The organism is Sphingomonas sp. Leaf23 (genome assembly GCF_001421585.1).
GTDB lineage: Bacteria > Pseudomonadota > Alphaproteobacteria > Sphingomonadales > Sphingomonadaceae > Sphingomonas.
Genome location: NZ_LMKR01000002.1, coordinates 409,823 through 435,739, shown reverse-complemented (window position 1 = coordinate 435,739; position 25,917 = coordinate 409,823). Strand labels below are relative to the sequence as shown.

15 protein-coding genes are annotated in these 25,917 nt (G+C 67.3%); 10 read left to right on the top strand and 5 right to left on the bottom strand.

The annotated features are described in order from the left end of the window. Positions 1-65 precede the first annotated feature (65 nt). From ASE67_RS05880 to ASE67_RS05870, 3 genes are all read left to right on the top strand, one after another. Entirely contained in the window at positions 66-1,040 is a 975-nt protein-coding gene (locus ASE67_RS05880; protein WP_055757760.1) for a cell wall hydrolase, read from the top strand. 68 nt (positions 1,041-1,108) lie between these two features. Further along, on the top strand, positions 1,109-2,062 hold the full coding sequence (gene gshB, locus ASE67_RS05875; protein ID WP_055757758.1) for a glutathione synthase: 954 nt from the start codon (positions 1,109-1,111) through the stop codon (positions 2,060-2,062). A gap of 171 nt (positions 2,063-2,233) precedes the next feature. Then, on the top strand, positions 2,234-2,839 hold the full coding sequence (locus ASE67_RS05870; protein ID WP_055757756.1) for a DedA family protein: 606 nt from the start codon (positions 2,234-2,236) through the stop codon (positions 2,837-2,839). A gap of 19 nt (positions 2,840-2,858) precedes the next feature. Here ASE67_RS05870 and ASE67_RS05865 read toward each other — a convergent pair whose 3' ends face one another. Both ASE67_RS05865 and ASE67_RS05860 read right to left on the bottom strand, forming a co-directional pair. Beyond that, on the bottom strand, positions 2,859-3,821 hold the full coding sequence (locus tag ASE67_RS05865) for a phytase (RefSeq protein WP_082456970.1): 963 nt from the start codon (positions 3,819-3,821) through the stop codon (positions 2,859-2,861). Positions 3,822-3,880: 59 nt separating this feature from the next. After that, positions 3,881-6,676, bottom strand: coding sequence for a TonB-dependent receptor (locus tag ASE67_RS05860; protein WP_055757751.1), 2,796 nt, complete (start codon positions 6,674-6,676; stop codon positions 3,881-3,883). Positions 6,677-6,927: 251 nt separating this feature from the next. On the opposite strand from ASE67_RS05860, the gene ASE67_RS05855 reads away from it, so the two are divergent. Next, a complete protein-coding gene (locus ASE67_RS05855) occupies positions 6,928-9,420 on the top strand; it encodes a TonB-dependent receptor domain-containing protein (RefSeq protein WP_055757749.1) in 2,493 nt (830 codons plus the stop codon). A gap of 56 nt (positions 9,421-9,476) precedes the next feature. On the opposite strand, the gene ASE67_RS05850 is transcribed toward ASE67_RS05855, so the two are convergent. Beyond that, on the bottom strand, positions 9,477-11,861 hold the full coding sequence (locus ASE67_RS05850) for a TonB-dependent receptor (RefSeq protein ID WP_055757747.1): 2,385 nt from the start codon (positions 11,859-11,861) through the stop codon (positions 9,477-9,479). Between the two features lie 124 nt (positions 11,862-11,985). Here ASE67_RS05850 and ASE67_RS05845 point away from each other — a divergent pair, with 124 nt between their 5' ends. Both ASE67_RS05845 and ASE67_RS05840 read left to right on the top strand, forming a co-directional pair. Next, entirely contained in the window at positions 11,986-13,632 is a 1,647-nt protein-coding gene (locus tag ASE67_RS05845) for an alkaline phosphatase D family protein (protein ID WP_055757746.1), read from the top strand. A gap of 207 nt (positions 13,633-13,839) precedes the next feature. Continuing rightward, on the top strand, positions 13,840-16,248 hold the full coding sequence (locus ASE67_RS05840; RefSeq protein ID WP_082456969.1) for a ligase-associated DNA damage response DEXH box helicase: 2,409 nt from the start codon (positions 13,840-13,842) through the stop codon (positions 16,246-16,248). Between the two features lie 278 nt (positions 16,249-16,526). On the opposite strand, the gene gyrB is transcribed toward ASE67_RS05840, so the two are convergent. Next, positions 16,527-18,995, bottom strand: a complete 2,469-nt coding sequence (gyrB, locus tag ASE67_RS05835) for a DNA topoisomerase (ATP-hydrolyzing) subunit B (RefSeq protein ID WP_055757744.1) — start codon at positions 18,993-18,995, stop codon at positions 16,527-16,529. Positions 18,996-19,245: 250 nt separating this feature from the next. Between gyrB and ASE67_RS05830 the strand changes: the two genes are divergently transcribed. Together ASE67_RS05830 and ASE67_RS05825 are read left to right on the top strand one after the other, a co-directional pair. Further along, the gene (locus tag ASE67_RS05830) at positions 19,246-19,641 is read left to right on the top strand and encodes a glycine zipper 2TM domain-containing protein (protein WP_055757741.1); all 396 of its coding nucleotides are present in this window, start codon (positions 19,246-19,248) and stop codon (positions 19,639-19,641) included. A gap of 173 nt (positions 19,642-19,814) precedes the next feature. Then, positions 19,815-22,322: a hypothetical protein gene (locus tag ASE67_RS05825; protein WP_055757739.1), complete on the top strand. Its 2,508-nt coding sequence runs from the start codon at positions 19,815-19,817 to the stop codon at positions 22,320-22,322. Positions 22,323-22,440: 118 nt separating this feature from the next. Here ASE67_RS05825 and era read toward each other — a convergent pair whose 3' ends face one another. Then, a complete protein-coding gene (gene era / locus ASE67_RS05820; protein ID WP_055757737.1) occupies positions 22,441-23,343 on the bottom strand; it encodes a GTPase Era in 903 nt (300 codons plus the stop codon). Between the two features lie 152 nt (positions 23,344-23,495). Here era and ASE67_RS05815 point away from each other — a divergent pair, with 152 nt between their 5' ends. Both ASE67_RS05815 and ASE67_RS05810 read left to right on the top strand, forming a co-directional pair. Next, on the top strand, positions 23,496-25,103 hold the full coding sequence (locus ASE67_RS05815) for an alpha-N-arabinofuranosidase (protein ID WP_055757735.1): 1,608 nt from the start codon (positions 23,496-23,498) through the stop codon (positions 25,101-25,103). Positions 25,104-25,350: 247 nt separating this feature from the next. Then, positions 25,351-25,902 (top strand): glycoside hydrolase family 108 protein, encoded by a 552-nt coding sequence (locus ASE67_RS05810; RefSeq protein WP_055757733.1) that lies wholly within the window; start codon positions 25,351-25,353, stop codon positions 25,900-25,902. Positions 25,903-25,917: the final 15 nt, after the last annotated feature.

Here is a 25,917-nt window from a genome sequence, read left to right as displayed (position 1 = left end):
AGGTTTCCGTTAACCCATTTCAAATCTTGCGACTTTCGATACCTTTTCCGGCTAGGTCCTGCGACATGGCGGCCCTCCCCCCCCTCGACCGGCGCACGCGCAGGATCGCCGGTGCAGCCCTGCTGCTGATTGGCGGGGCGATCGCGGTGCGCGCGGGGATCGCCGCACGCGAGCATCGCGATCCGCCCGCGCCGCCGCCGGCCGCCGCCACCGGATACGAAGCCGACGACCATTTCCCGGGCGCAGCGCAGCTGCTGGCCGACGCGCCGGTACGGCGGGGGGAGACCGGCACCGCGCCGCTCCCTGCCCTCCCGGCAAATGTCGACGCCGATGTCGGCGACGCCTCGATCCAGCCGGCGCGGCCGTTCGTGCTGCGCGGCAGCCAGCTCGACCGGGCGCGCGCGCTGCAATGCCTGACGACCGCCATCTATTACGAGGCCGGCAACGAACCCGATGCCGGGCAGCGCGCGGTGGCACAGGTCGTGCTGAACCGCGTGCGCCATCCCGCCTTTCCCGCCACCGTGTGCGGCGTGGTATTCCAGGGGTCGGATCGGCCGGTCTGCCAGTTCAGCTTTGCGTGCGACGGGGCGATGGCGCGGGTGCCGGCGCCGTCGGTCTGGCTGCGGTCGCGCCGGGTCGCCGCGCGCGCGCTGTCGGGCGACGTGTTCGCAGCCGTAGGGCTGGCGACGCATTACCACACCTATGCCGTCACCCCGTCGTGGAACCGCGCGCTGGTGATGACCGGCGTGTTCGGCGCGCATTTCTTCCACCGGTGGAAGGGGTGGTGGGGCACCCCCGCCGCGTTCAGCGACCGCTATATCGGCATGGAGCCGATGCCGGGGCCGCTGCGTCCCATGCCCGCGACGCCGACGCCAGAGGCCGCCGTGCCAGTGCAGACGGTGCCGCTCCTGCCCACCCCCGTCGTCGCGCCGCCGACGCCTGCCGCCAGCCCGACACCCCTTGCCGAGCCGAAGGACACGCTGCCCCCGGAATCGCAGGTGCTCGACAAGTGGAAGGATTCGGGCAAGCCGCTGCGGTAGGTCGCTCCCCCCGTGACTTTCCCCCGCCAGCCCCCTACCTGAGCGGCAACCAACCGGAGTGTGCCCCCATGTCGCTGACCGTCGCCGTCCAGATGGACCCCCTTGCCGGCATCAACATCGCGGGCGATTCGACCTTTGCGCTGATGCTGTCGGCGCAGGCGCGCGGGCACCGGCTGTTCCATTATGCGCCCGAAGACCTCAACCAGTCGGGCGACCGGGTATGGACCCGCGCCCATCCGGTCACGGTGCAGCGCGTCGTCGGCGATCACTTCGTGTTCGGCGATCCCGTCAGCCTCGATCTGGGCGAGCAGGCCGATGTCGTGCTGATGCGGCAGGACCCGCCGTTCGACCTCGGCTACATCACCGCGACGCACCTGCTGGAGCGGATCAGCGACCGGACGTTGGTGGTCAACGATCCGGCGTCGGTGCGCAATGCGCCTGAAAAGCTGTTCGTGCTGGATTATCAGCGCTTCATGCCCCCCACCCTCATCACCCGCTCGGTCGAGGAAGCGCGCGAGTTCCTCAACGAACACGGCTCGATCGTGGTGAAGCCGCTGCACGGCAATGGGGGCAAGGCGATCTTCAAGATCGATGCCGATGCGCAGAACCTGTCGTCGCTGATCGAGGTGTTCAACACCGCCTATCGCGAGCCGCATATGGTCCAGGCGTTCCTGCCCGCCGTGGCGAAGGGCGACAAGCGGATCGTGCTGGTCGATGGCGAGGTCGCGGGCGCGGTCAACCGCCTGCCCGGCGCAGGCGAGATCCGGTCGAACCTGGCGGTCGGCGGCACCGCGGCCAAGACCGAGCTGACCGACAAGGAACGCGAAATCTGTGCCGCGCTCGGCCCGGAATTGAAGCGGCGCGGGCTGATCTTCGTCGGGATCGACGTGATCGGCGGCGAATGGCTGACCGAGATCAACGTAACCTCGCCGACCGGCATCGTCGCGATCGAGAAGTTCGACGGGACCGACGTCGCCGGCATGATCTGGGACGCGATCGAGGCGCGAGTGGCGGCGGGCTAAGATTTGATCCGCTCACGCGGATGCGGCACCGGCCCGCTCCCCCACCCGACCACCCAATCAGGATACGCTGTGGGTGGTCGGGTGGGGGAGCGGGCCGGTGCCGCGCTGATCCAGCAGCGCTGGATCAGACAATGAAGGCACGAAACCCCGCCCCGCACGTTCCCCATCCCCATGACGACCTTCATCCTCGATGCGATCGCGCGCGGTGGCTATCTCGGCATCTTCCTGCTGATGGCGCTGGAAAATGTAATTCCGCCGATCCCGTCGGAGGTCATCATGGGCCTGGGCGGCATGGCGGTGGCGCGCGGCGACATGGCGATGGTGCCGCTGCTGCTGTGGGGCACCGCCGGGACCACCGCCGGCAACTACTTCTGGTACGCGATCGGGCGGCGCTTCGGCTATCAGGGGTTGAAGCCGTTCGTCGACCGCTGGGGCCGGTGGCTGACGGTCGAGTGGGAGGATGTGGAAAAGCTGCACCGCTTCTTCCGCAAACATGGCGGTGCGACGGTCTTCATCTTCCGCTTCATGCCCACCTTCCGCACCATGATCTCGCTGCCCGCGGGCATGGCGTGCATGCCGCGCTGGCGCTTCTTCCTCGCGACCTTCACCGGCAGCATCATCTGGAATGCGGTGCTGGCCTATGCCGGGCTGTGGCTGGGGTCGAATTTCGAACAGCTCGACCATTATGTCGGGCCGGTCGCCATCGCGATGTCGGCGGCGATCGTGGTCGGCTATATCTACCGCGTCATCACGTGGAAGCCGCGCGCGCAGCGGTGACCGCCGCGCGCGGGCCACGTCAGCGGAGCCGCAATGCCTTCAGCACGTCGGCCCACGACACATATTTGAAGTTCTGCGTGTCGGGCGCGTTGTCGCCGTCCTGCGCGACCATCAGCCCCTTTGGATATTTCGGCCCGAAATTGCCGGGGATCAGCTCGATCCCGTCGGTCTCGCTGGTGCCGTCGATCGCGCCGCCACCGATGCGGAAGCGCCCGGCATAGGTGACGCCGGGCAGGCGGTAGAGCGTGTAGGCGTTGTCGCCCTGGCTGCTGGCAACCAGATAGCCGCCGTCGCGCCCGGCGGGGGCCAGCGCCAGCCCCTCGGCATCGGCGACCAGCGTCGTGCCGTCGACCTTCGCGATCGCGGTGCCCTCAACCGGGGCGGCGGGATCGGCGGCGAAACGCCACAGCCCGACATCCTCCTCCGCGACATACAGGACTCCGGTGCGGTCATCGACCACGCAGCCCTCGGCCTGGCTGGCGACCTTCATCGACCGCACGGTACGCACCACTGGCGTCGCGCCGGCCAGATCGATCGACACCTGGTCGATCCGCCCGTCCTTCATCACGACGAAGCCGAACAGCGCCTTGTCGCGCGCACGCGTCCACAGGCACATGCCATAGGCCTCGCCCGCGCCGACCGGATACCGCCCCATCGGCACCAGCTTCTTTGCCACCGTATCTAGCGTGAACAGCGCGACATGCGCCTGGCGCTCGTCGGCCCGGTCGCTCGCCGCCGCGATCACCCGGCCACCCACGTCACGCAGATCGACATTGTTGAGCCGTGCGGCAGGCGTAAAGCTCAGCCGCTTGCCCGACAGGTCGTAGACATGGATGCCGGCCTTCTTGTCGGTCCCGATCACCAGGCTGGCGGCCGGATTGCGCCGGTTGCGCCAGATGGCGGGATCGTCGGCGGCGTCGGCGGCGGTATGGACCGGATCGGTCTCCGCCGCCGCCGCGACCTGTGGAGCGGCTGTGGGCATGGCCGGCGGGGGCGTTACCGCACACCCGCCGAGCAACGCTGCGAACGCTACCCGCCGCATCAGAAATTCACCCGCACGCCGGCCTGATAGCGGCGACCGAACGTCTCGCGCTCGATGGTATAGCGCGTGTCGCGGACATAGCGCCGGCCCGGCCCACCCAGCAGGTTGCTGAAATTGCCGAACAGTTCGACATTGCGGTTGATCGCATAGCGCATCGACGCGTCGAGTTCGTTGTCCTTCGCCCAATAGAAATCGCCGCCATCGACGCCGCGATTGACGCCGTTGATGACCTGGAAATCGCCCAGCTCGTCCAGCCAGCGCGACCGGTTCTGATACTGGGCCCGCGCCGAGAAGCCGTATTTCTCGTAATAGACGCCCAGATTGTAGACCGCATTCGACGCACCGGGCAGCGGCACGCGGCGGCCATCCGGCGTCTCCGCGCGGCTGCGGTTCAGCGTCGCGTTCAGCTGCACGCCGAACCCGCCCATCCAGTCGGGCAGGCCGAGGTCACCGACGAACGGGTCGAGCTGCTGCTGGATCGCGCCCTCGATCCCGACGATCGACCCGCTGCCGCCATTATCGATGGTCGAGAAGACGTACTGCGACCGGTCGGCCCCGCCGAAGTTCAGGATGTCGCTGCCAAAGGTGCGGCTGGTGTCGAACAGCACGTCGCGCAGCCGCTTGTAATAGGCACCGAACGACAGGAAGCCGGCAGGCGCGACATAATATTCGACATAGGCGTCGACGCCCATCGCCTTTTCCGGCTTCGCATCGGGATTGCCGCCGGAAATCGTCAGGTTGGCGTCGTTGTAGCTCAGGTTCGGGCGCAGCTGGTCATAATCGGGCCGCGCCGCGCCGGTGTTGAACGACAGCCGCGCCTTCATCTGCGGCGTCACGTCGTAATTGATGTGCAGGCTGGGATAGATCAGCGTCATGTCGCGATCGACGCTCAGCGGAGTGAACGTCTTGCCGTCGGTCACGAACGCCGAAGACTTGTTGCGGATATGCTCGATCCGCGCGCCGCCGATGATGTTGCCCCAGCCGGTCGTGACCGTCGCCATGCCGTACGCCGAATAGATGCGCTCGTTCACGTCGTACAGGTTGGCGCGCTGGTCGACATAGCTGCCGACCGTCTTCGCCCGGTCGATCAGGTCGAGGATCTGATCCTTGCCGAAATATTGGAAGGTGTAGCCGAGCGGTAGCTTGCCCTGGAACCCGCCGGGGATCGCGATCTGGCCATAGCCGGTCGGGATGCCCGCCGCGCTGAACTGCGCCGCGCTGTTCAGTTCGAGCAGGCGTTCGTCGACCGACTTGGTACGATCGTCGAAGCGCAGGCCGAAGGCAAACGTCGTCTTGTCGCCGAACAGGCCGTCGACGTCGTGCTGCAGATCGATCCGCGCGGTATAGGCATCGGTCGTATCGGCCGCGAGCAGCGAGCGCAGACGGGCGAGCGAGCGCGGGAAATCCTCGATCGCCGTCACCCGGTCGCCGCGGGCGAAGGTGCCGTTGGCGTTGCGGATCGTGCGGTACAGCGCGATCTTCGCCAGCTGCGGATCGGTGAAGTCATAGCCGACGGTCAGGCGGTTGGCGGCGTTCGCGCCGTTGGTGCCGAACGACGGACTGTCATAGTTCAGCTGCGCCGGCTGCGTCCGGTCGTCGATCGAGCGGGTATAGTTCGCCCGCCACGACACGCGCCACGTATCGAGGTCGTGGTCGCCGCCCAGCGTGTTGGTGAACACCGACTGCTTGTAGGCGCGCACCGTGAAGTTCGAATTCAGGTCGATGCCGTACACCGTCCCCTTGAACGGGGTATTGCCGGTGCAGATGTCGGCATAGCCGGTGGTGCCGGCCGCCGGGGTCGCGTTGACGGTGCAGGCGACGGTGCCGGTGGGCGTGCGCGACTGCTGGTCGTCGAGGTCGACGATATAGTTGTTGCGCTGTTCATCATCCTGGAACGCCGAATAGATGGTTTCGGCAAAGAGGCGGTGGCCCGGCGCCGGCTTCCAGTCCAATCGGGTCGACAACGCGTAATTCTTGCGGACCAGGCGATAGAGCTTGTTCTCGGTCTCACGCGCCCAGATGCGGTCGGCGAAAACGGGGCGGCGGTCCTGATCGACGCTTTCCCAGTCGGTTTCGAAATTGTCCGTCACCATGCCGCGCCGGTACAGGCTGGCCGACGACGCGATGGCGAATTCGCCGATGCCGGTGTCGAACCGGTCCGACACGACCAGCGACCCTTCGAATTCACGGCGGTCGCCCAGCTCGACGATGCCGTAGCCGGCCTTGCCCGCGACATGGAACCCGTTCTGGTCGAAGCCCGAGCGGGTGATGATGTCGACGTTACCCGAAATCGTTTCGCCCACCATGTCGGGCGTCACCGCCTTGCGCACGATGATCTGCTTGGCGATCGCCGAGGGGATCGAATCGAAGCGCGCCGCGCGCCCTTCGGGGCTGACGACGTTTACGCCGTCGAACGACAGCGTGGTCCAGCGCTTGGGCGCGCCGCGCAAATTGACGTAGCGGGCCTGACCCTGGTCGCGTTCGACGCCGACACCGGGCAAGCGGCTGATCGCCTGCGCGACGTTCTGGTCGGGCAGGCGGCCCACCGCGTCGGAGGCGATGACCGATACCAGCGCCGGACTGTTGCGCTGAATCTCCAGCGCGGCGGCTTCGGATTCGGCGATCGGGCGGCTGCCCTGCACGACGATCTCCTGCGCCTCGTCCTCGCCCGGCGCGGCGGCGACCGGCGTTTCCTCCGGCGGTGCGGCGAAGGCGGCGGTCGGCAGGATCGCGGCACCGCCGAGCAATGCGCGCACGAAGACGGCCCGCGTCGCGCGGGTGAAAATAGCAACCATGTCTGTTCCCCCTCGGAAGCGCCTGGCTTCCTGTGTGGCCAGCCCCCTGCCGGTCGGCGATGAAACGCGGGTTACGTCTGCGTTACCGATCGATGACGCCGCCCGGTGCAGCCAATAGGTGTGACCGTATGGCAACACCTTATGCAATCCATTGCAATTGTTATGGCGCACAACTTTGCAATCGTTTGCAGCAACGATAATGTTCGAGTCGTACACCGGTAACGGCCGGGCCATATCCCAAGGAGGGGACCATGAAGGCGTTCCATATTCTGCTCGCATCGACCGCACTTGCCCTGCCGCTGCCTGCCCTTGCGCAGAGCGCCGACGCACCCGCGACCGATACCGCCCAGCCTGCCGACGACACCGCCGCCGCCGATGCCGACATCATCGTCACCGGCGTCGCGCGCGGGCAGAACCGGCTCGACAGCTCGGTGTCGGTCAGCTCGCTCGACCAGGCGACGCTCCAGACCACCGCGCCGCGATCGGTCGCCGAACTGTTCCGCAACATCCCCGGCGTGCGCTCGGAAAGCTCGGGCGGCGAAGGCAACGCCAACATCGCGGTGCGCGGCCTGCCGGTCGCATCGGGCGGGTCGAAGTTCTTGCAGCTGCAGGAAGACGGCCTCCCCATCCTCGAATATGGCGACATCACCTTCGGCAATGCCGACATCTTCCTGCGCGCCGACCTGAATGTCGCCCGTGTCGAGGCGATCCGTGGCGGCTCGGCCTCGACCTTCGCCTCGAACTCGCCCGGCGGCGTCATCAACCTGATCTCCGACACCGGCGAACGCGAAGGCGCGGTGGTGCAGGGGTCGACCGGCATCGACTATCGCGATTTCCGCACCGATTTCTCGTACGGCAAGAAGCTGTCGGATAGCTTGCGCGTCCATGTCGGCGGCTTCTACCGCTTCGGCACCGGCCCGCGTCAGGCGGGCTATGACGCCAATCGCGGCGGGCAGATCAAGCTGAACGTCACCAAGGAATTCGCCGGCGGCTATGTCCGCGTCTATGGCAAGTATCTCGACGATCGCGCCATCGCCTACCTGCCCAACCCGATCCGGGTCAGCGGCACCAACGACGATCCGAAGTTCAGCGAGATCGCCGGCTTCTCGATCAACCGCGACACGCTGCATTCGCCCAACATCACCCGCAACCTGACGCTGGACGGCGGCAACAACCCGGTCGTCAACGACATCCGCGACGGGCAGCATCCGGTGGTGAAGGCGGTCGGCTTCGAAACGAAGTTCGATCTGGCCGAGGGGTGGAGCGTCACCAACCGCTTCCGCTATTCGGACATTTCCGGGCGCTTCATCTCGAACTTCCCGGCCAATGTCGATTCGGCGGCGACCATCGCCACCGCGCTGGCCGGCGCAGGCTCGACGCTCAGCTACGCAACCGGCCCCAATGCCGGCCGCGTGATCGCCAACCCCGCCGCACTCAACGGCAACGGGTTGCTCGCCGAAATCGTGGTGTTCGACACGAAGCTCAACAGCCTCGACAACATCACCAACGATTTCCGCCTGACCCATGACATTGCGCTGGGCGGCGGGACTCTCGGCCTGACCGCCGGCTTCTACAAGTCGCGCCAGACGATCGACACCGACTGGCTGTGGACGTCGCTGCTGTCCGACGTGGTGGGTGGCGGCAATGCGGCGCTGGTCAATGTCCGCAACGCGGTCGGCACGTCGATCACGCAGAACGGCGTGTACGGCTATGCCGCCAGCTATTTCGGCGGATGCTGCCGCCGCAGCTACGACCTGAACTACGACACCAACGCGCCCTTCGCCTCGCTCAACTGGTCGGGCGGTGCGCTGACGCTCGACGGGTCGGTGCGCTATGACTTCGGGCAGGCCAAGGGCACGGTGTCGGGTGCCGATCTGGGCGGCGGGCGCGTCGGCACGGTCACCCGCGACATCAATGGCGACGGCGTGATTTCGGATGCCGAACGCCGCGTCGCGGTGATCCCGCTGAACAGCCCGGCGCCGGTCGACTATGACTTCAACTACTGGTCCTATTCGCTCGGCGCGAACTATCGCCTGAGCTCCGACCTTGCGGTGTTCGGCCGGTACAGCCGCGGCGGGCGCGCCAATGCCGACCGGCTGCTGTTCGGACCCGCCGTCAGCACCACCACCGGCGGCCTCCTCAATCGCGACGCGGCGGTCGATATCGTCCGCCAGGCAGAGGCCGGCATGAAGTATCGGGCGAACGGCGTCGCCTTCTACGCCACCGGTTTCTGGGCGCGCACCGAGGAGCAGAATTTCGAGGCGACGACCCAGCGCTTCTTCGACCGCAACTACCGCGCCTATGGCGTCGAGCTGGAGGGCAATATCAAGCGCGGGCCGTTCAGCCTGACCGCCGGCGGCACGTGGACCGATGCGAAGATCGTCAGCGACGCGGTGAACCCGGCAACCGTCGGCAATCGCCCGCGTCGCCAGGCGGAGTTCGTCTTCTCGGCCACGCCGCAGATCGAGGTCGACCAGTTCACGGTCGGCGCCAACGTCATCGGCACCACGTCGAGCTATGCGCAGGACAGCAACCAGCTGAAGCTGCCGGGCTATACGCAGGTCAACGCCTTCGTGCAGTTCCGCCCGGCGGAGCAGGTCCAGTTCTCGGTCAACGCGAACAACCTGTTCGACACGATCGGCCTGACCGAAGCGGAAGAAGGCGCGATCCCTGCGAACGGCATCATCCGGGCGCGTTCGATCAACGGCCGCACCATTTCGGCGACCGCCCGCTTCAGCTTCTGATCTCCCAGTACCTTACGCCGGTGCCACTCCCCGTGGCACCGGCGTTTTTTTGCCCGTCAGAACCGCGCACCCAGCTCCAGCCCGTAGAAGCGCGGCTCGCCCCGGATATAGGTCGGCACGCCAAAGCCGCCGCCGGTATTGCCCGCATCGATCAGATAGCGCTCGTCGGTCAGGTTGCGCGCAAAGCCGCCGATGGTGAACCGCTCGCCCAGCTCCACGCCCGCACGCAGGTTGACCAGCGTATAGCCCGGCGTCGAGATCGCCTCGCGGTTCGGCAGTTCGAAGAACACCTTCGACCGGTAGGTCAGGTTCGGCACGGCATAGAAGGTTGCCGATCCGACGGGCACCCGCAGGTTGGCACCCGCAGAGGCGGTCATGTCGGGTTGCAGGCGGAAGCGATTGCCCGCGAATACCCCATTGGTCGCATCGTCGCCGATCCCGCCGTCGAGATAGGCGAAGGTCCCGAACAGCGACAGGACCTGCCCGACGCGGAACGTGCCCTCCAGCTCGACGCCCAGATTGTCCGCCGACCCCGCCGAACGCGAGGTGGTGACGCCGTTTTCGGTCACCGACACCTGGAACCCGTCATAGCGCTGATAGAAGACCGACGCCGCGCCGGTGAACGGACCCACCCGCCCCTTGATGCCGCCTTCGTAATTCCACACCAGTTCCTCGGGCACGACCTGCAGGTTCGGGATCACGCCGGCCGTCGCACTGCTGCCGGTGCGCGCTGCGCCCAGCTGCACCACCGGCGAGCGGCGGCCTTTGCTGACCGTCGCGTACAGGTTGACCGCATCCGACAGGCGCAGCAGCGCGTTGAAGCGCGGCAGGACGGCGGCAAAGCTGCGCTGCGCCTCGAACTTCGCGCCGTTCGTATTGGCGGTGCCGAGCAGGCTGGTGAACACCCCCGCCCCGGCGAGCAGCCGCGAGAAGGGCTGGATGGAGCTATAGCCCGACTGGCGATCCTCGATCAGCACGCGGGCACCGGCGGTCAGTTCGAGCGCGGGGACCGGAATCCAGGTCGCATCGGCGAACATCGAATAGGTGTCGTTGTTGCCGAAATTGGTGAACTCCGCCGCATAGGGCAGTTCGGTCAGGGCGCCCCGCGACAGCACCGCCGTCGCCCGCGCGCCCGGCACCATGCCGTTGGCCGCGACGCAGTTCGGCCCCGTCGGAATGCCCGCCTGGTTCAGCGCCGCGCGGATCGGCGCGAAACCGGCGCTCACCGAACAGGCGAGATAGGTCCCCTCCTCGCTCGAGAACGGCACGCGCTGGAAACCGTTTTCGAAGAAGGCGTTCCACCCGAACGACGCCCGCGCCTTGTCCCCGGTGAAGTTGAAGCGGCCTTCATGGCTCCACTGATCGCCCTTCGCATCCTCGGCGAACTCCAGATACCAGGCCGGGCCGCCATCGGCGTCGAACGTCTCAAGGCTGTTGAACCGGCGATAACCGTTGACCGTGGTGAAGGTGACGCCGCGCCCCAGATCGACCGAAACGGTAAGGTTCGCATCATACACATCGCGGTCGAGGCCGAGCTTGCGCTTGCCCAGCACCTCGCGGCTGTAGGGCGAACCCGACAGTTCGGCAGTGCCGTAATCACCGGTCTGCCCGCCGGTCGGCGCAAAGGCGCGGCTCTTGAACGCGGTGCCCGGATTGCGCTGCCCGTCATAGGTCAGCACGAGGTCGGCGGTGACCGCACTGGTCGGCGTCCAGCGCAGCGACCCGCGAATCCCGCGCTGGTCCTGCCCGTTCAGGTCGTCCTGATCGACGCGCCCCTGATTCTGGTTCGGCACGTCGGCATCGCCCGCGATGTTGCGGACATAGCCGTCACGATATTTGTAGGCGAAGGCGAGGCGCGCGGCGAGCGTGTCGCCCCCGGCATTGACCATCCCCGACACCTGCGTTCGGTTGAAATTGCCGTAGGAGGCGGCGAGGTCGGCGGCGAAGCCGGGCTTCGGCTTGGCCGACAGGATCGATACCGCGCCGACGGCGGCGGCGGTGCCGAACAGCGTCGCCTGCGGCCCCTTCACCGCCTCGATCCGCTCCAGGTCGAACAGGTCCTGATACGCCCCGCGCGAGCGGCTGATATCGACGCCGTTGTAATAGAAGGTGACGCGCGCGCCCTGTTGCGCCGATCCCGAATCCGACGTGATGCCGCGAATGACGAAGCCGGGATTGTTCGCGCTCTGCTCCTGCACGACGAGGCCCGGAATATATTGCGCGACATCGGCCAGCGTCGAGACGCCGAGGTCGGCCATTTTCTGTCCCGTCACCGCCGTCACGGTGACCGGCACGTCCTCGATCCGCTGTTCGACCTTTTGCGCGGTGACGACGATTTCGTCGGCATCGTCGCCCTGCGGCTGGACATTGGCCTGGGCGAAGGCGGTGGTCGAGCATGTGATCGCGAGCATGGCGATGGTCGAGCGCAGACAGGTTTTCATGCAATATCCCCCTATTGACGGCGCGGCCTCTAGGGGGCGGGAATGACAGGTCGATGACGTCACGGACCTGTCGCATGCCGGGCATAGGACGCCGCGCATATCGTTTCGACAAAGGCCGTGCCCCATGACCCTGAACCGCCGCGACGCCCTCCGCCTGATGGGCAGCAGCGCCGCCCTGACCCTGCCGACGATCGCCGAGGCAGCGCCCGCCACCCGGTTCCTGCACGGCGTGGCCAGCGGCGATCCGGCGGCCGATGGCGCGATCCTGTGGACCCGCGCGACGCCGGCTTCGGACGACCGCGGCGACATCGCGCTCGACTGGCATGTCGCGGAAAGCGGGGGCGGCGCAGCAATCGCCACCGGCCGCACCACCGCGCGGGGCGCGCGCGACTTTACGGCGAAGGTCGAGGCGACCGGCCTGAAGCCCGGCACCGAATACTGGTTCTGGTTCACCGCGCCCGACGGCACCACCTCGCCCAAGGGCCGCTTCCGCACCCTGCCGCGTGGGCGCACGACAGACGTCGCGCTGGCGGTCGTCTCCTGCCAGCTCTATCCCGGCGGCTATTGGCACGCATACACCGCGATCGCCGCCGAACCCCGCGTCGACGCGGTGCTGCATCTGGGCGACTACATCTATGAATATGGCGCGGAGGGGTATGGCGCGGAGATCGGCCGCAAGCTGAACCGCCTGCCCGAACCCGCCCATGAGATCGTGACGCTGGCCGATTATCGCACCCGCCATGCGCAGGTGAAGCGCGACGCCGCGATGCAGGCGGCGCACGCCCGCGCCGCGTTCATCTGCGTCTGGGACGACCATGAAACCGCCAATGACAGCTGGGTCGGCGGTGCGGAGAACCACGACGCGAAGACCGAGGGCGACTGGGCCACGCGCAAGGCGGCGGCGATGCAGACCTATTTCGAATGGATGCCGATTCGCGATCCCAGGCCCGGCCAGCCCTGGGCGGCGATCAACCGCAGCTTCGATTTCGGCGACCTCGCCACGCTGGTGATGGTCGAAACCCGGCTGCTTGCGCGGTCGGAACAGGCCGCGCCCAAGGGGGCCGGGATCGGGCCGGAGGATTACGCCGCGATGATGGCGATCCGCGCACGGCCCGACCGGGAGCTGCTGGGACGCGGGCAGCAGGATTGGGTCGAGCGCGAACTCGCCCGGTCGGTCAAGGCAAAGCGCCCGTGGCAGGTGCTGGGCAACCAGGTGGTGATGGCGCGCGTGCCCGGCCCCGATCTGGTCAAGGACATGGGCGCGCAGGGCTTTGCCGACCTGCTCAACCGCCTGCCCGCCGCCTATGCCCCGCGCATCGCCGCCGGGCAGCGGTCGTACCGCGCCGGGCTGCCGTTCAATTTCGACAGCTGGGACGGCTATCCCCCGGCGCGCGAGCGGCTGTACGCCGCGTTCCGCCGGGCGAAGTCGCACCCGATCGTGCTGTCGGGCGACAGCCATGCCGGCTGGGCCAATGACCTGCACGACGATTCGGGCCGGCTGGTCGCCAACGAATTCGGCGCGACCGCGATCTCCAGCCCGTCCTATGGCTCGCTGCTGCCCGGCCTCGGCAAGGTGATCGAAAAGGACGCCCCCGAAGTCCGCTACTGCGATCAGGACCGCAAGGGCTATCTGCTACTCACCCTGACGCCGACCCATGCCGATGCGCAATTCCGCACCGTGTCGAGCGTGACGACGCCGGACTTCACGACCGCGACGACCGCGCGCTGGCGGGTGACGGCGGGGAAGCCCGCGCCGATGACGGCGGTCTGACGCCGACCAAGCAACGACCGCACCCCGTGCAGGCGGGGGTCCACGCTGAACAACCAGCATTTGGACGCCATCGTTGACCGTACCCCCGCGCAGGCGGGGGTCCAGGGCCGCAGACGCCGTCGTTCGCGGCTCTGGATCCCCGCCTCCGCGGGGATACGGCAGACGGTCTGCGTTGCGCCCGCCCCCCGCCGCCCTACATTGGCCGTAGTGCGCGACCTCCCCGCCCCCTTGATCGACTGGTTCGCCGCACGCGGCTGGTCGCCGCGCCGCCATCAGCGCGACATGCTCGACGTCGCCCGCGCCGGCAACCACGCGCTGCTGGTCGCCGCCACCGGTGCGGGCAAGACGCTGGCCGGGTTCCTGCCGACGCTGACCGACCTGATCGAAAGCCCGACCGAGGGCCTCCACACCCTCTATATCTCACCGCTAAAGGCATTGGCGGTCGACGTGCAGCGCAACCTGCTGACCCCGATCGCTGAGATGGACCTGTCGATCCGCGTCGAAACGCGCACCGGCGACACCCCGTCCGACCGCAAGGCGCGCCAGCGCAGCAAACCGCCGCACATCCTGCTGACGACGCCCGAATCGCTCAGCCTGCTGCTGTCCTATCCCGATGCCGACCGGCTGTTCGCGACGCTCCGCACGATCATCATCGATGAGGTCCATGCCTTTGCCACCGACAAGCGCGGCGACCTGTTGGCGCTGTGCCTGACGCGCCTGCAACGCTTTGCGCCGACCCTGCGCCGGGTCGCACTGTCGGCGACGGTCGCCGATCCGGACGGCTATCGCGCATGGCTCGCGCCGTATGGCGACATCGATGCGGTGACATTGGTGCAGGGGGAGCCGGGCGCCGACCCCGACATCCGCATCCTGTTGCCGCAGGACCGCATCCCGTGGTCGGGCCATTCGGGCCGCTATGCCGCCGCGCAGGTGATGCGCGAGATCGCGCGCAACCGCACCACCATCGTCTTCTGCAACACCCGCAGCCTCGCCGAGCTGATCTTTCAGGACCTGTGGCTGGCCAACGACGCCCAGCTGCCGATCGGCATTCATCACGGTAGCCTCGACCGCGAGGCACGGCGCAAGGTCGAGGCGGCGATGGCCGATGGCAAGTTGCGCGCGCTGGTCGCCACCGCCAGCCTCGATCTGGGCGTCGACTGGGGCGATGTCGATTGCGTGATCCAGATGGGCGCGCCCAAGGGGTCGTCGCGCCTACTCCAGCGCATCGGCCGCGCCAACCACCGGCTGGACGAGGTGTCGAAGGCGCTGCTGGTGCCCGGCAACCGCTTCGAATTTCTCGAAGCGCAGGCGGCACTCGACGCGGTGGAGGCGGGCGAACTCGACCGCGAGGTGTTCCGCCCCGGCGCGCTCGACGTGCTGGCACAGCATCTGATGGGCTGTGCCTGCGCCGAACCCTTTGCCGCTGCCGAGATGCTGGCGGAGGTGCAGGCTGCCCTGCCCTATTCCGCACTGGACGCCGACACGTTCGACCGCGTGCTGCATTATATCGCCGAGGGCGGCTATGCGCTGAAGGCCTATGACCGGTTCAAGCGGCTGCGCCTCGACAGCGACGGGTTGTGGACCGTCACCAAGCCGGCGTTCATCGCGCAGCATCGCCTGAACGCCGGGATCATCGTCGACGCGCCCACCCTCGACGTGCGGTTCAAGAATGGCCGCCGGCTGGGCACGGTCGAAGAATATTTCGCTTCCACCCTGTCGCCGGGCGATACGTTTTTCTTTTCGGGCATGAGCCTGGAGGTCGAAAAGATCGAGCTGACCGATCTGGTCGTGCGCGCCAGTAGCAAGCCCGCGCGCATTCCCAAATATGGCGGCGCGCGGATGGCGCTGTCGACCAACCTCGCCGACCGGGTGCGCGGCTTCCTCGCCGATCCGTCGCAATGGTCACGCTTTCCCGACGACGTGCGCGAATGGCTGGAGATCCAGGCGCGGCGATCGGTCCTGCCCCGCCCAGGCGAGCTGCTGGTCGAAACCTTTCCGCACGAGGGGCGCCACTACATGGTCGCCTACAGCTTCGAAGGGTGGAACGCACACCAGTCGCTCGGCATGTTGATAACCCGGCGGATGGAGGCATTGGGGCTGAAACCCATCGGCTTCGTGTCGAACGACTATGCGCTGTCCTGCTACGGCCTCGAACCGATTACGGATCCCGCCGCGCTGTTCTCGCCCGACATTTTGGAGCATGAATTCGTCGACTGGGTACAGGGGTCGGCACTGCTGAAACGCGCGTTCCGCGAGGTCGCGGTGATCGGCGGGCTGGTCGAACGCCAGCATCCCGGCAAGCGCAAGACGGGGAAGCAGGTCACCTTCTCCACTGACCTGATCTACGACGTGCTGCGCAAATACGAACCCGGCCACTTGCTGCTGCAGGCGGCGTGGGAGGATGCCCGCGCGCGGATGACCGATGTCGGGCGGCTGGCAAAGCTGCTGGAGACAGCGCAGGCACGCATCCGGCATGTGACGCTCGATCGGGTCAGTCCGCTCGCCGTTCCGGTGCTGGTGCTGATCGGGCGCGAACGGGTGACGCAGGGGTCGGCCGACGATGCGTTGTTGATCGAGGCGGAAGCACTGGCCGCGGAGGCGATGGCGCTGGATTGAGGGGCGGCCTCTCCCGCCCCCGTTCGCTTCGAGCGCAGGTTCGAGCCTGTCGAGAACCGAAGTCGAGAAGGGGGTGCCCCGAACACAGGGTTCTCGACGGACGCTTCTCGACAAGCTCGAAGCTGCTCGAACCGAACGGTATCAGGGAAGATGTACGGCGTGGGGTTGGACGACTCCCGTCCACCAAAGACCGTATCCCCGCGCAGGCGGGGATCCAGAGCCAGAGGCGTTACGCTCCGTAACCCTGGATCCCCGCCTGCGCGGGGATACGGCACGCCTCAAACGTCCAGGTTCGCCACGTTCAGCGCATTTTCCTGAATGAAGTCGCGCCGCGGTTCGACCACGTCGCCCATCAGCCGCGTAAAGATTTCGTCCGCCACGTCCGCCTGGTCGATCGCGACGCGCAGCATCGACCGGTTCGACGGGTCGAGCGTGGTTTCCCACAGCTGTTCGGCGTTCATCTCGCCCAGCCCCTTGTAGCGCTGGATCGACAGGCCCTTGCGCCCCGCCGCCAGGATCGCGTCGAGCAGCTGGCTGGGTCGTGCGACCAGCGTCTCGCCCTTGGCGGCGACCGCCGGGGCCTCGTCCTCGGGCTCGGCTAGCGGATCGGCGGCGCTGCGTGCGCTCACCAGCTTCGATACACCGGTATAGCTCGCCGCTTCCTCGCCCGCCAGGCTGTGCAGCTTGCGCCCCTCGGCCGACAACAGGAACGCCGGTTCGATGGTGTGGGTGTCGGTCACCCCGCGCCAACGGCGCTGGAACTGCAACCCGCCATCCTCGGTCACGCGCGCGGTCCACTGCGCCTCGGTATCGGTGCGGCCGATGCGCGACACGGCATCGTCCAGCCGCGTCTGGCGGTCGGCATCGTTGATCTGCGGGTCGAGCACGCCGGCCAGCGCCAGCACCTCGACGATGCCCATGTCGTAGCGACGCGGGACATAGCGCATCAGCGTGCGCATCCGCCGCGCATGACTCAAAAGCGCCTTCAGATCGTCGCCGCTGCGCGCACCACCCGCGCTTTCCAGCACATAGGCGTTGACCCCCGCTTCGACCAGATATTCGTCGAGCGCGTTGTCGTCCTTCAGGTACACCTCCGACCGGCCCTTCGTCGCCTTATACAGCGGCGGCTGGGCGATATAGAGGTGCCCGGCCTCGATGATCTCGGGCATCTGGCGATAGAAGAACGTCAGCAGCAGCGTGCGGATATGCGCGCCGTCGACGTCGGCGTCGGTCATGATGACGATCTTGTGGTAGCGCAGCTTGTCGAGGTTGAAGTCGTCGCGGATACCGGTGCCGAGCGCGGTGATGATCGTCCCGATTTCACGGCTGGCGAGCATCCGGTCGAACCGCGCGCGCTCCACGTTCAGGATCTTCCCGCGCAGCGGCAGGATCGCCTGGAAATGGCGGTCGCGGCCCTGCTTGGCCGACCCGCCGGCCGAGTCACCCTCGACGAAGAACAGCTCGGACTTGGCGGGATCGCGCTCCTGGCAATCGGCCAGCTTGCCCGGCAGCGACGCGATGTCCATCGCGCCCTTGCGCCGGGTCAGTTCGCGTGCCTTCTTCGCGGCCTCGCGTGCGGCGGCGGCGTCGATCACCTTCTGGATGATCGCCTTCGCATTGGCCGGATTTTCCTGCAGATACTCGGCCAGCTTGTCGGCCATCAGCGCTTCCAGCGGCTGACGAACCTCCGACGACACCAATTTGTCCTTGGTCTGCGACGAGAATTTCGGATCGGGCAGCTTGACCGACACGATCGCGGTCAGCCCCTCGCGCATGTCGTCGCCGGTCAGCGACACCTTTTCCTTCTTCAACATGCCTGACTTGTCGGCATAGTTGTTGAGGGTACGGGTCAGCGCGGCGCGGAACGCCGCCATGTGGGTGCCGCCGTCGCGCTGGGGTATGTTGTTGGTGAACGCCAGGACGTTCTCGTAATAGCTGTCGTTCCATTCCAGCGCGACGTCGATGCCGACATCGTCGCGAAAGCCGTGGATCGCGATCGGATCGGGCATTAGCGGCGTCTTGGTCCGGTCGAGATACTTCACGAACGCGGCGATCCCGCCCTCGTAGAACAGTTCGACCTCGCGCGGCTCCTCGTGCCGGGCATCGACCAGCACCAGCCGCACGCCCGAATTCAGGAACGCCAGCTCGCGGAAGCGGTGTTCCAGCTTGTCGAAATCGAACTCGATGATCTTGAACGTTTCCGGGCTGGGCAGGAACGTCACGCGGGTCCCGCGCTTGTCCGACGGTCCGACGACCTTCAGCGGCGCCTCGGCATCGCCCCGGCGGAAGCGCATGGTGTGCTCTTGGCCCTCACGCCAGATCGTCAGGTCGAGGAAGTCGGATAGCGCATTCACCACCGACACGCCCACGCCGTGCAGGCCGCCCGACACCTTGTAGGCATTGTCGTCGTTGGTGTTCTCGAACTTACCGCCGGCGTGCAGCTGGGTCATGATGACCTCGGCGGCCGACACGCCCTCTTCGCTGTGGATGCCGGTCGGAATCCCGCGGCCGTTATCCTCGACCGAAACCGAGCCATCGGCGTTCAGCGTGATGAGGATGCGGTCGCAATGCCCGGCCAGCGCCTCGTCGATCGCATTGTCGCTCACCTCGAACACCATGTGGTGGAGGCCCGAGCCGTCGTCGGTATCGCCGATATACATGCCGGGACGCTTGCGCACCGCGTCCAGGCCCTTCAGCACCTTGATCGAGTCTGCGCCGTAGTCGTTCTGATTGGGGTTCGTTGCCATAGCGAGTATATAGGGTTTTGCGCGGGGGAACTAAAGCAAAACCCGCAGGGGCGGCGGGTCGTTTCGATCCACCACCATAGCCTGCATCGTCACGCCGGACCCGATCCGGGTGACGGCAAGCGCACCCAACCGTTCCGCCAGAATAATGAACGGCAGCTAACAGGCGCATTCAGTATCCGCTCAAGCGAATCGGCGCATACCCCAAATCACAGGCAGATATCCTGCCGCAAAGTTTTGAGGGAGAAGACCCATGTTCAAGAAGCTGACGCTTGCCGCTGCCGCGCTTGCCACGGTCGCCACCGCCGCCGCTCCGACCGCCGCTTCGGCGCAGAGCTGGCGCGGGGACCGCTACGAGCGGGACTATCGCGACAGCCGGTATGATCGCGGGTATCGCGACTACCGGGGCTATCGTTCGTATCGCGGCGACCGCGGTTACTATCGTGATCGCTATGCCAACACCCGTGGCGAGCGTTGCGAGAATGGCGATGGCGGCACCGTGATCGGTGCGATCGCCGGCGGCCTGCTCGGCAACACGGTGGCCGGCCGCGGTGACCGCCTGCTCGGCACCATCCTGGGCGGTGGCGTCGGTGCGGTTGCCGGCCGGGCGATCGATAAGGCCGATGCGCCGCGCTACTGCCGCCGCTAACCGGTTTCCGGCACCTCCGGTGGCGTAACGGGGTGTCGGACATGGGGTCGGTCCTTTCCGTAAAGGGGAGGGCCGGCCCTTTTTGCATGGCCGCCCGGCGCGCGCCGCTTTTCGCCACGTTTCGGTCGGAAACTGCCCCTAGTCCCGGTGGCTTAACGACGACGGAGCGGCGGATGAGGACGGCAGTGGGGCGAACGCTGGCCGGAGCCGCGATCTTGTCGATGCCGTTGCCCGCCGCCGCGCAGGAGGATGCCGAACCCCGCGACGACGAGATCGTCGTGACCGGCAAGCGCCCGCCCGGCTCGGCGATCGGCGACGCCGCCCCGGTCGCGGTGCTCGACGCCGCGGCGCTCCGCGCGCTGGGCGCGACCAGCATGGAGCAGCTCGCCAGCCTCCTGAAACCGCTGACCAGTTCGGCCAGCGGCGGCGATCCCGTGTTTCTGCTGAACGGTCGCCGCGTGTCGGGCTACCGCGAAATCTGGACGCTCCCGCCCGAGGCGCTGGAGCGCACCGAGGTCCTGTCGGAACAGGACGCCGCCCGATTCGGCTTTGCGCCCACCGTGCGCGTCGTCAATTTCGTGCTGAAACAACGCTTCCGCGCGCTGGTGTTCGATCAGGGCGCGGGCACCACCACCGACGGCGGCGGCGGCACCGAACGGCTGGAACTGGGATCGACCCGCATCGCCGGCGACCGCCGCACGCTCCTGACCATCAACTTTGACCGGCAGAATCCGCTGCGCGCATCGCAGCGCCCCTATCTGCCCGACAGCGACAGCCCGTTCGACCGGATCGGCAACCTGCGCGCGCCGGGCGGGGGCAGCATCGATCCCGCGCTCGACCTGCTGGCCGGGCGGGCGGTGACAGCCACCGCCGTACCGATCGATCCGGCGTCGCGCGGCACGCTGGCCGCCTATGCCGCCGGTACCCCCCGCGCGACCGATCTTGCGCCCTTCTTTTCGATGCGCAGCCGCAGCGCGCTGAAGGTCGATGCCACCCATGCCCTGCCGATCGGCAGGACGCTGACCGCCGCGATCAACCTGACGATGGAGGCCGATCGCGGCCGCGCGCTGGCCGGGTTGCAGGGGGCGACGCTGACCCTGCCCGCCGCGACCGCGCTGCCCTTTGCCGGCCCGGTGCTGCTCGACCGCTATCTGGACGAAGGGCCGGTGCTGACCCAGCGCAACGACAACCTGACGCTCCATGCCGCATCGACCGTGCAGGGCGGCATCGGCCGCTGGCTGTGGAACGTCACCGGCAGTTACGATCGGGTGCGTGCGCGGGCGGCGGTCGATCGCGGGGTCGCGGCCGATGCACTGCAGGCGGCGGTCGATGCCGGCGCGAATCCGTTTGACCTGTCCCCGGTGATCGCCGCCCAGCCGCGGATCGTCACCCGCAGCCGCACCGTCACCGGCACCCTGACCGCAAAGGCGACCGCGAACGGCCCGGTCCTGCAACTGCCCGCCGGCCCGGCCCAGCTGACGCTGAACGCCGATCTGGCCCGCTCGGGCAGCAGCGGGCGATTGGCCGACGATGCCGGCGCGGCCAGCACGCTGACCCGCACCGTAACCGGTGGCAGCGCCAGCCTCGACCTGCCGATCGCCTCGGCCGATCGCAAGGTCCTGTCGGCGATCGGATCGCTGTCGGCCAATTTCCTGTTCGGGCTGACCGACGTGTCCGATTATGGCAGCCTGGCCAGCAGCAACATCGCGCTCACCTGGACGCCGTGGCGACCGGTGCAGATCACCGCGTCGATCAACACCGCGCGCACCCCGCCGGCGATCGCCACGCTGACCTTTCCGGTCGTCACCGTGCCCAACACGCCGTTCTTCGACTTCGTGACCGGGGCCAGCGCGCCGATCGCGGTCACCGGCGGTGGCAATACCGACCTTCGGCCCGAGGAGCGGCAGATCCGCACGCTCGGCATCGGCTGGCGCCCGATCAAGGACAAGCAGCTGAATCTCGGCCTCAGCTATATCGACACGCGCATCACCGATCAGGTCGCCAATCCGGGCAGCGCGACGGCGGCGTTGCAGGCCGCGTTCCCCGAACGCTTCGTCCGCGACGATGCCGGCCGGTTGCTCCGCGCCGATATCCGCCCGGTGAACCTGTTCCGCGAGGTCGAACGCAAGCTGAAGGCGGAAATCGGCCTGTTCACCCCCATCGGCCCCACCCCGCCGCCGCCGGCCAAGGACGCCCCCCCGCCACCCGACCGGCCGCAGCTGTGGAGCTTCCTCACCGTGACCGCGCGGCTCGACGACCGGCTGACGCTGCGCCGGGGGCAGGACGAACTCGACCTGCTCGATGGCGAGACGCTGGACGGCACCGGCGGGCGGCCGCGCTATGACGTGATGGGCAATGTCGGCGGATCGGTCGGCGCGTTCCGGGCGGGCATCTATGGCAACTGGCGCCCCGCCACCCGCATCCGCAGCACGCTCGCCGCTTCCGACCTGCGCTTTTCGGGGCTGACGTTCCTGGGGCTCTATTCGCAGATACAGGCCGACAAACTTGCGCCGAACGCCCCATGGGCGAAGCGGATGGTGCTCCAGTTCGAGGCACAGAACCTGCTCAACGACCGCGTCGACGTCCGCGATCGTACCGGCGCGATCCCGTATCGCTTTCAGCCGTCGTTCCTCGACCCTTACGGCCGGATCGTGCGGCTGTCGGTCAGGAAGCTGTTTTAGGGCACTCCACCAACACGAAGCCGTACCCCCGCGCAGGCGGGGGTCCAGAGCCACAAGCGAAACGGCGGCGTTTGGAACCCTGGACCCCCGCCTGCGCGGGGGTACGGACCCGCGTGGTTTACTCCACCCAGTCCAGCCCGATATCCCGGTACAGCATCCGGTCCTCTTCCCAGTTCGGCTTGACCTTCACATGCAGGTACAGGTGGACCCGCACGCCCAGCAATTCCTGCAATTCCTTGCGGGCGGTCGCGCCGATTTCCTTGATCTTCTGCCCGCCCTTGCCCAGCACGATCGCGCGCTGCGTATCGCGCGCGACATAGATCTGCTGGTGGATTTCGACCGACCCGTCCTCGCGCTCCAGATAGCGTTCGGTGTCGACCGCGCTGGCATAGGGCAGTTCCTCGTGCAGCTGGTGGTACAGCTGCTCGCGGGTCACTTCGGCCGCCAGCATCCGGTCGGTGGCGTCGCTCACCTGATCCTCGGGGAAATGCCACGGCCCCTCGGGCATCCGCTTGGCCAGCGCCGCCTTCATCTCCGCCAGCCCGTCACCGGTCGTGGCGCTGACGAAGAACGTCTCCTCGAACGCCGCCATTTCGTGCAGCCGCGCGGCATGGTCCAGCAGGCGCGGCTTGTCGGCGATGTCGACCTTGTTCAGGATCAGCAGCTTGGGTTCCTTGCGCTGCGCCAGCGGCTCGACGATCGCGCGGACCTTCGGCCCGATGCCGCCCCGGCCATCGACCACCACCGCGATCGCGTCGGCGCCCGCCGTACCTTCCCACGCCGCCGACACCATCGCCCGGTCCAGCCGGCGCTTCGGTTCGAAAATACCCGGCGTATCGACCAGCAGCAGCTGGGTATCGCCCTCGATCGCGATGCCCATCAACCGGGTGCGCGTCGTCTGCGCCTTGGGGCTGGTGATCGCGACCTTCTGTCCGACCAGCGCATTGACCAGCGTCGACTTCCCCGCATTCGGGGCGCCAAGAACCGCGACAAGGCCGCACGACTGGGGAGATGACGTCAAAAGAACAATACCTGCCTGAAGATGGAAATGGTTGGCCTCCCTCTTACCCGCCCCGCCGCCTGCTGCAAAGCGTCCCGATCCGCGCTTGATCGCCCGCCGCGGTACCGCTACGCATTAGTCCGACAATAATCATAAAGGGGGGAACCTGTCCCATGCTGAACGGCCACACATCCACGCGCCACACGCTGCGCCAGCGCGCACGCGCCCTGGTGCTCGGCACCGCATCGCTGCTGATCGCCGCGACCGCCACCGCCCAGAGCGCGCCGACGCCGCAACCGGGCGAGCCGGCCCAGATCACGATTCGCGGCGACCAGGCCGGCCCCACCTACGACCGGCGCATCTTCACCCAGTTCGCCGAACATCTGGGCAACGGCATCTATGGCGGCCTGTGGGTCGGCAACGACCGCAAGATTCCCAATACCCGCGGCTTTCGCAACGACGTCGTCGCCGCGCTGAAGCGCCTGGGCGTGCCCGTCATCCGCTGGCCCGGCGGCTGCTTCGCCGACGAATATCACTGGCGCGAAGGCATCGGGCCGAAGGCCAAGCGCCCGGTCAAGATCAACACCAACTGGGGCGGCGTGACCGAGGATAACGCGGTCGGCACGCACGAATTCATGGACCTGACCGAACAGGTCGGTGCCGAGGCCTATATCTCGGGCAATGTCGGCAACGGCTCTCCGCGCGAAATGGCCGAATGGGTCGAATACATGACTCAGCAGGCGGGCACGCTCGCCGACGAACGCGCAAAGAACGGCCGCAAGGCCCCGTGGAAGGTCCCCTATTTCGGCATCGGCAACGAGCTGTGGGGCTGCGGCGGCAACATGCGCCCCGAATATGCGGCGGACGAGACGAAGCGCTTCGCGACCTTCATCAAGTCGCCCGAGGGCAGCCGCGTGCTCAAGATCGCATCGGGCGCCAATTCGGAAGACTATAACTGGACCGACGTGATGATGCGCGACGCGATCAACCAGATCGATGCCGTGTCGCTCCATTACTACACCGTCCCCGGCGGCGGCTGGCCGCCCAAGGCGTCGCCGACCGACTTCGACGAATCCGCCTGGGCCGAAACGCTCGGCCGCACGTGGAAGATGGAGGAACTCATCACCCGCCATTCGGCGATGATGGACAAATACGACCCGCAAAAGCGCGTGTGGCTGGCCGTCGACGAATGGGGCACGTGGTATGCGCAGGACCCCGGCACGCATCCGGGCTTCCTGCGGCAGCAGAACACGATGCGCGACGCGCTGGTCGCCGCGATCAACCTCAACATCTTTGCCAAGCACGCCGACCGGGTAAAGATGACCGCCATCGCCCAGATGGTGAACGTGCTGCAGGCGATGATCCTGACCGACGGGCCGAAGATGGTCCTGACGCCGACCTATCACGTGTTCGAGATGTACAAGCCGTACATGGACGGCACCGTCCTGCCGATCACCATCGCCAGCCCGTGGTATTCGCGGAACCAGTGGGCGATCCCGGCGGTGTCGGCCTCGGCCGTGCGCGGCAAGGACGGCGTGGTGCATATCGCGCTGTCGAACGCCGATCCGAACCGCCCGGCCCCGATCACCGCCGCGCTGACCGGCATCGCGGGCGCAACCATCACCGGCCGCGTACTGACCGCCCCGACGATGACCGCGCACAACACCTTCGACAATCCGAACGCGGTGGTGCCGGCGACGTTCACTGGCGCGCAGCTGGCGAACGGCACGCTGTCGGTGACGCTGCCGGCCAAGTCGGTGGTGATGCTCGACATCAAGTAAGGCCTGCGGGGGCGGCGTACGCGTCGCCTCCCCTTTCCTCCTTCCGTTCGCTTTGAGCGCAGGGTCGAGGCAGATGCCGCGTACCCCCGCGCAGGCGGGGGTCCAGGGCGGCATACGCAACCCGCATCGCATCGAACTCTGGACCCCCGCCTGCGCGGGGGCAGCCATCCCGGCGCAGTGCGCCAGCATGGCCGCTTTCCTACAACAAACCGTTCTGGTTACGTTCCGTCTCCAACAGGAGGACGAAATGGACGCAACCACCCTGATCGACGACGTGATCGACCGCGAAGGCGGCTATGTCGACCATCCCGCAGACCGCGGCGGCCCGACCCGCTATGGCATCACGCAAGCCGTCGCCCGCGGCGAGGGGTACACCGGCCCCATCCGCGACCTGCCCCGCCCGCTCGCCGCGCGCATCTATCGCGCCCGCTATTGGCATGCGCCGAACTTCGCAGGCGTCGCCACCCGCGCACCGCTGCTCGCCGCCGAACTGTTCGACACCGGCGTCAACATGGGTCCGGCGGTCGCCGCGACCTTTCTCCAGCGGGTGCTGAACGCGCTCAACCGCCAACAGCGCGACTGGCCCGACCTGATCGTCGACGCCAACATCGGCACGCGAACGCTGCACGCGCTCGACACCCTGCTCGCCACGCGCGGCGCATCGGCCGAGGCGGTATTGGTCAAGGCGATCAACGCCTTGCAGGGCGAACGCTATCTCCACCTCGCCGAGACGCGCCCGGCCAACGAAGCCTTTCTCTACGGCTGGCTCGCGACACGCGTCGATGCGCCGCGAGTGTGAACTTAGTGAACTTTG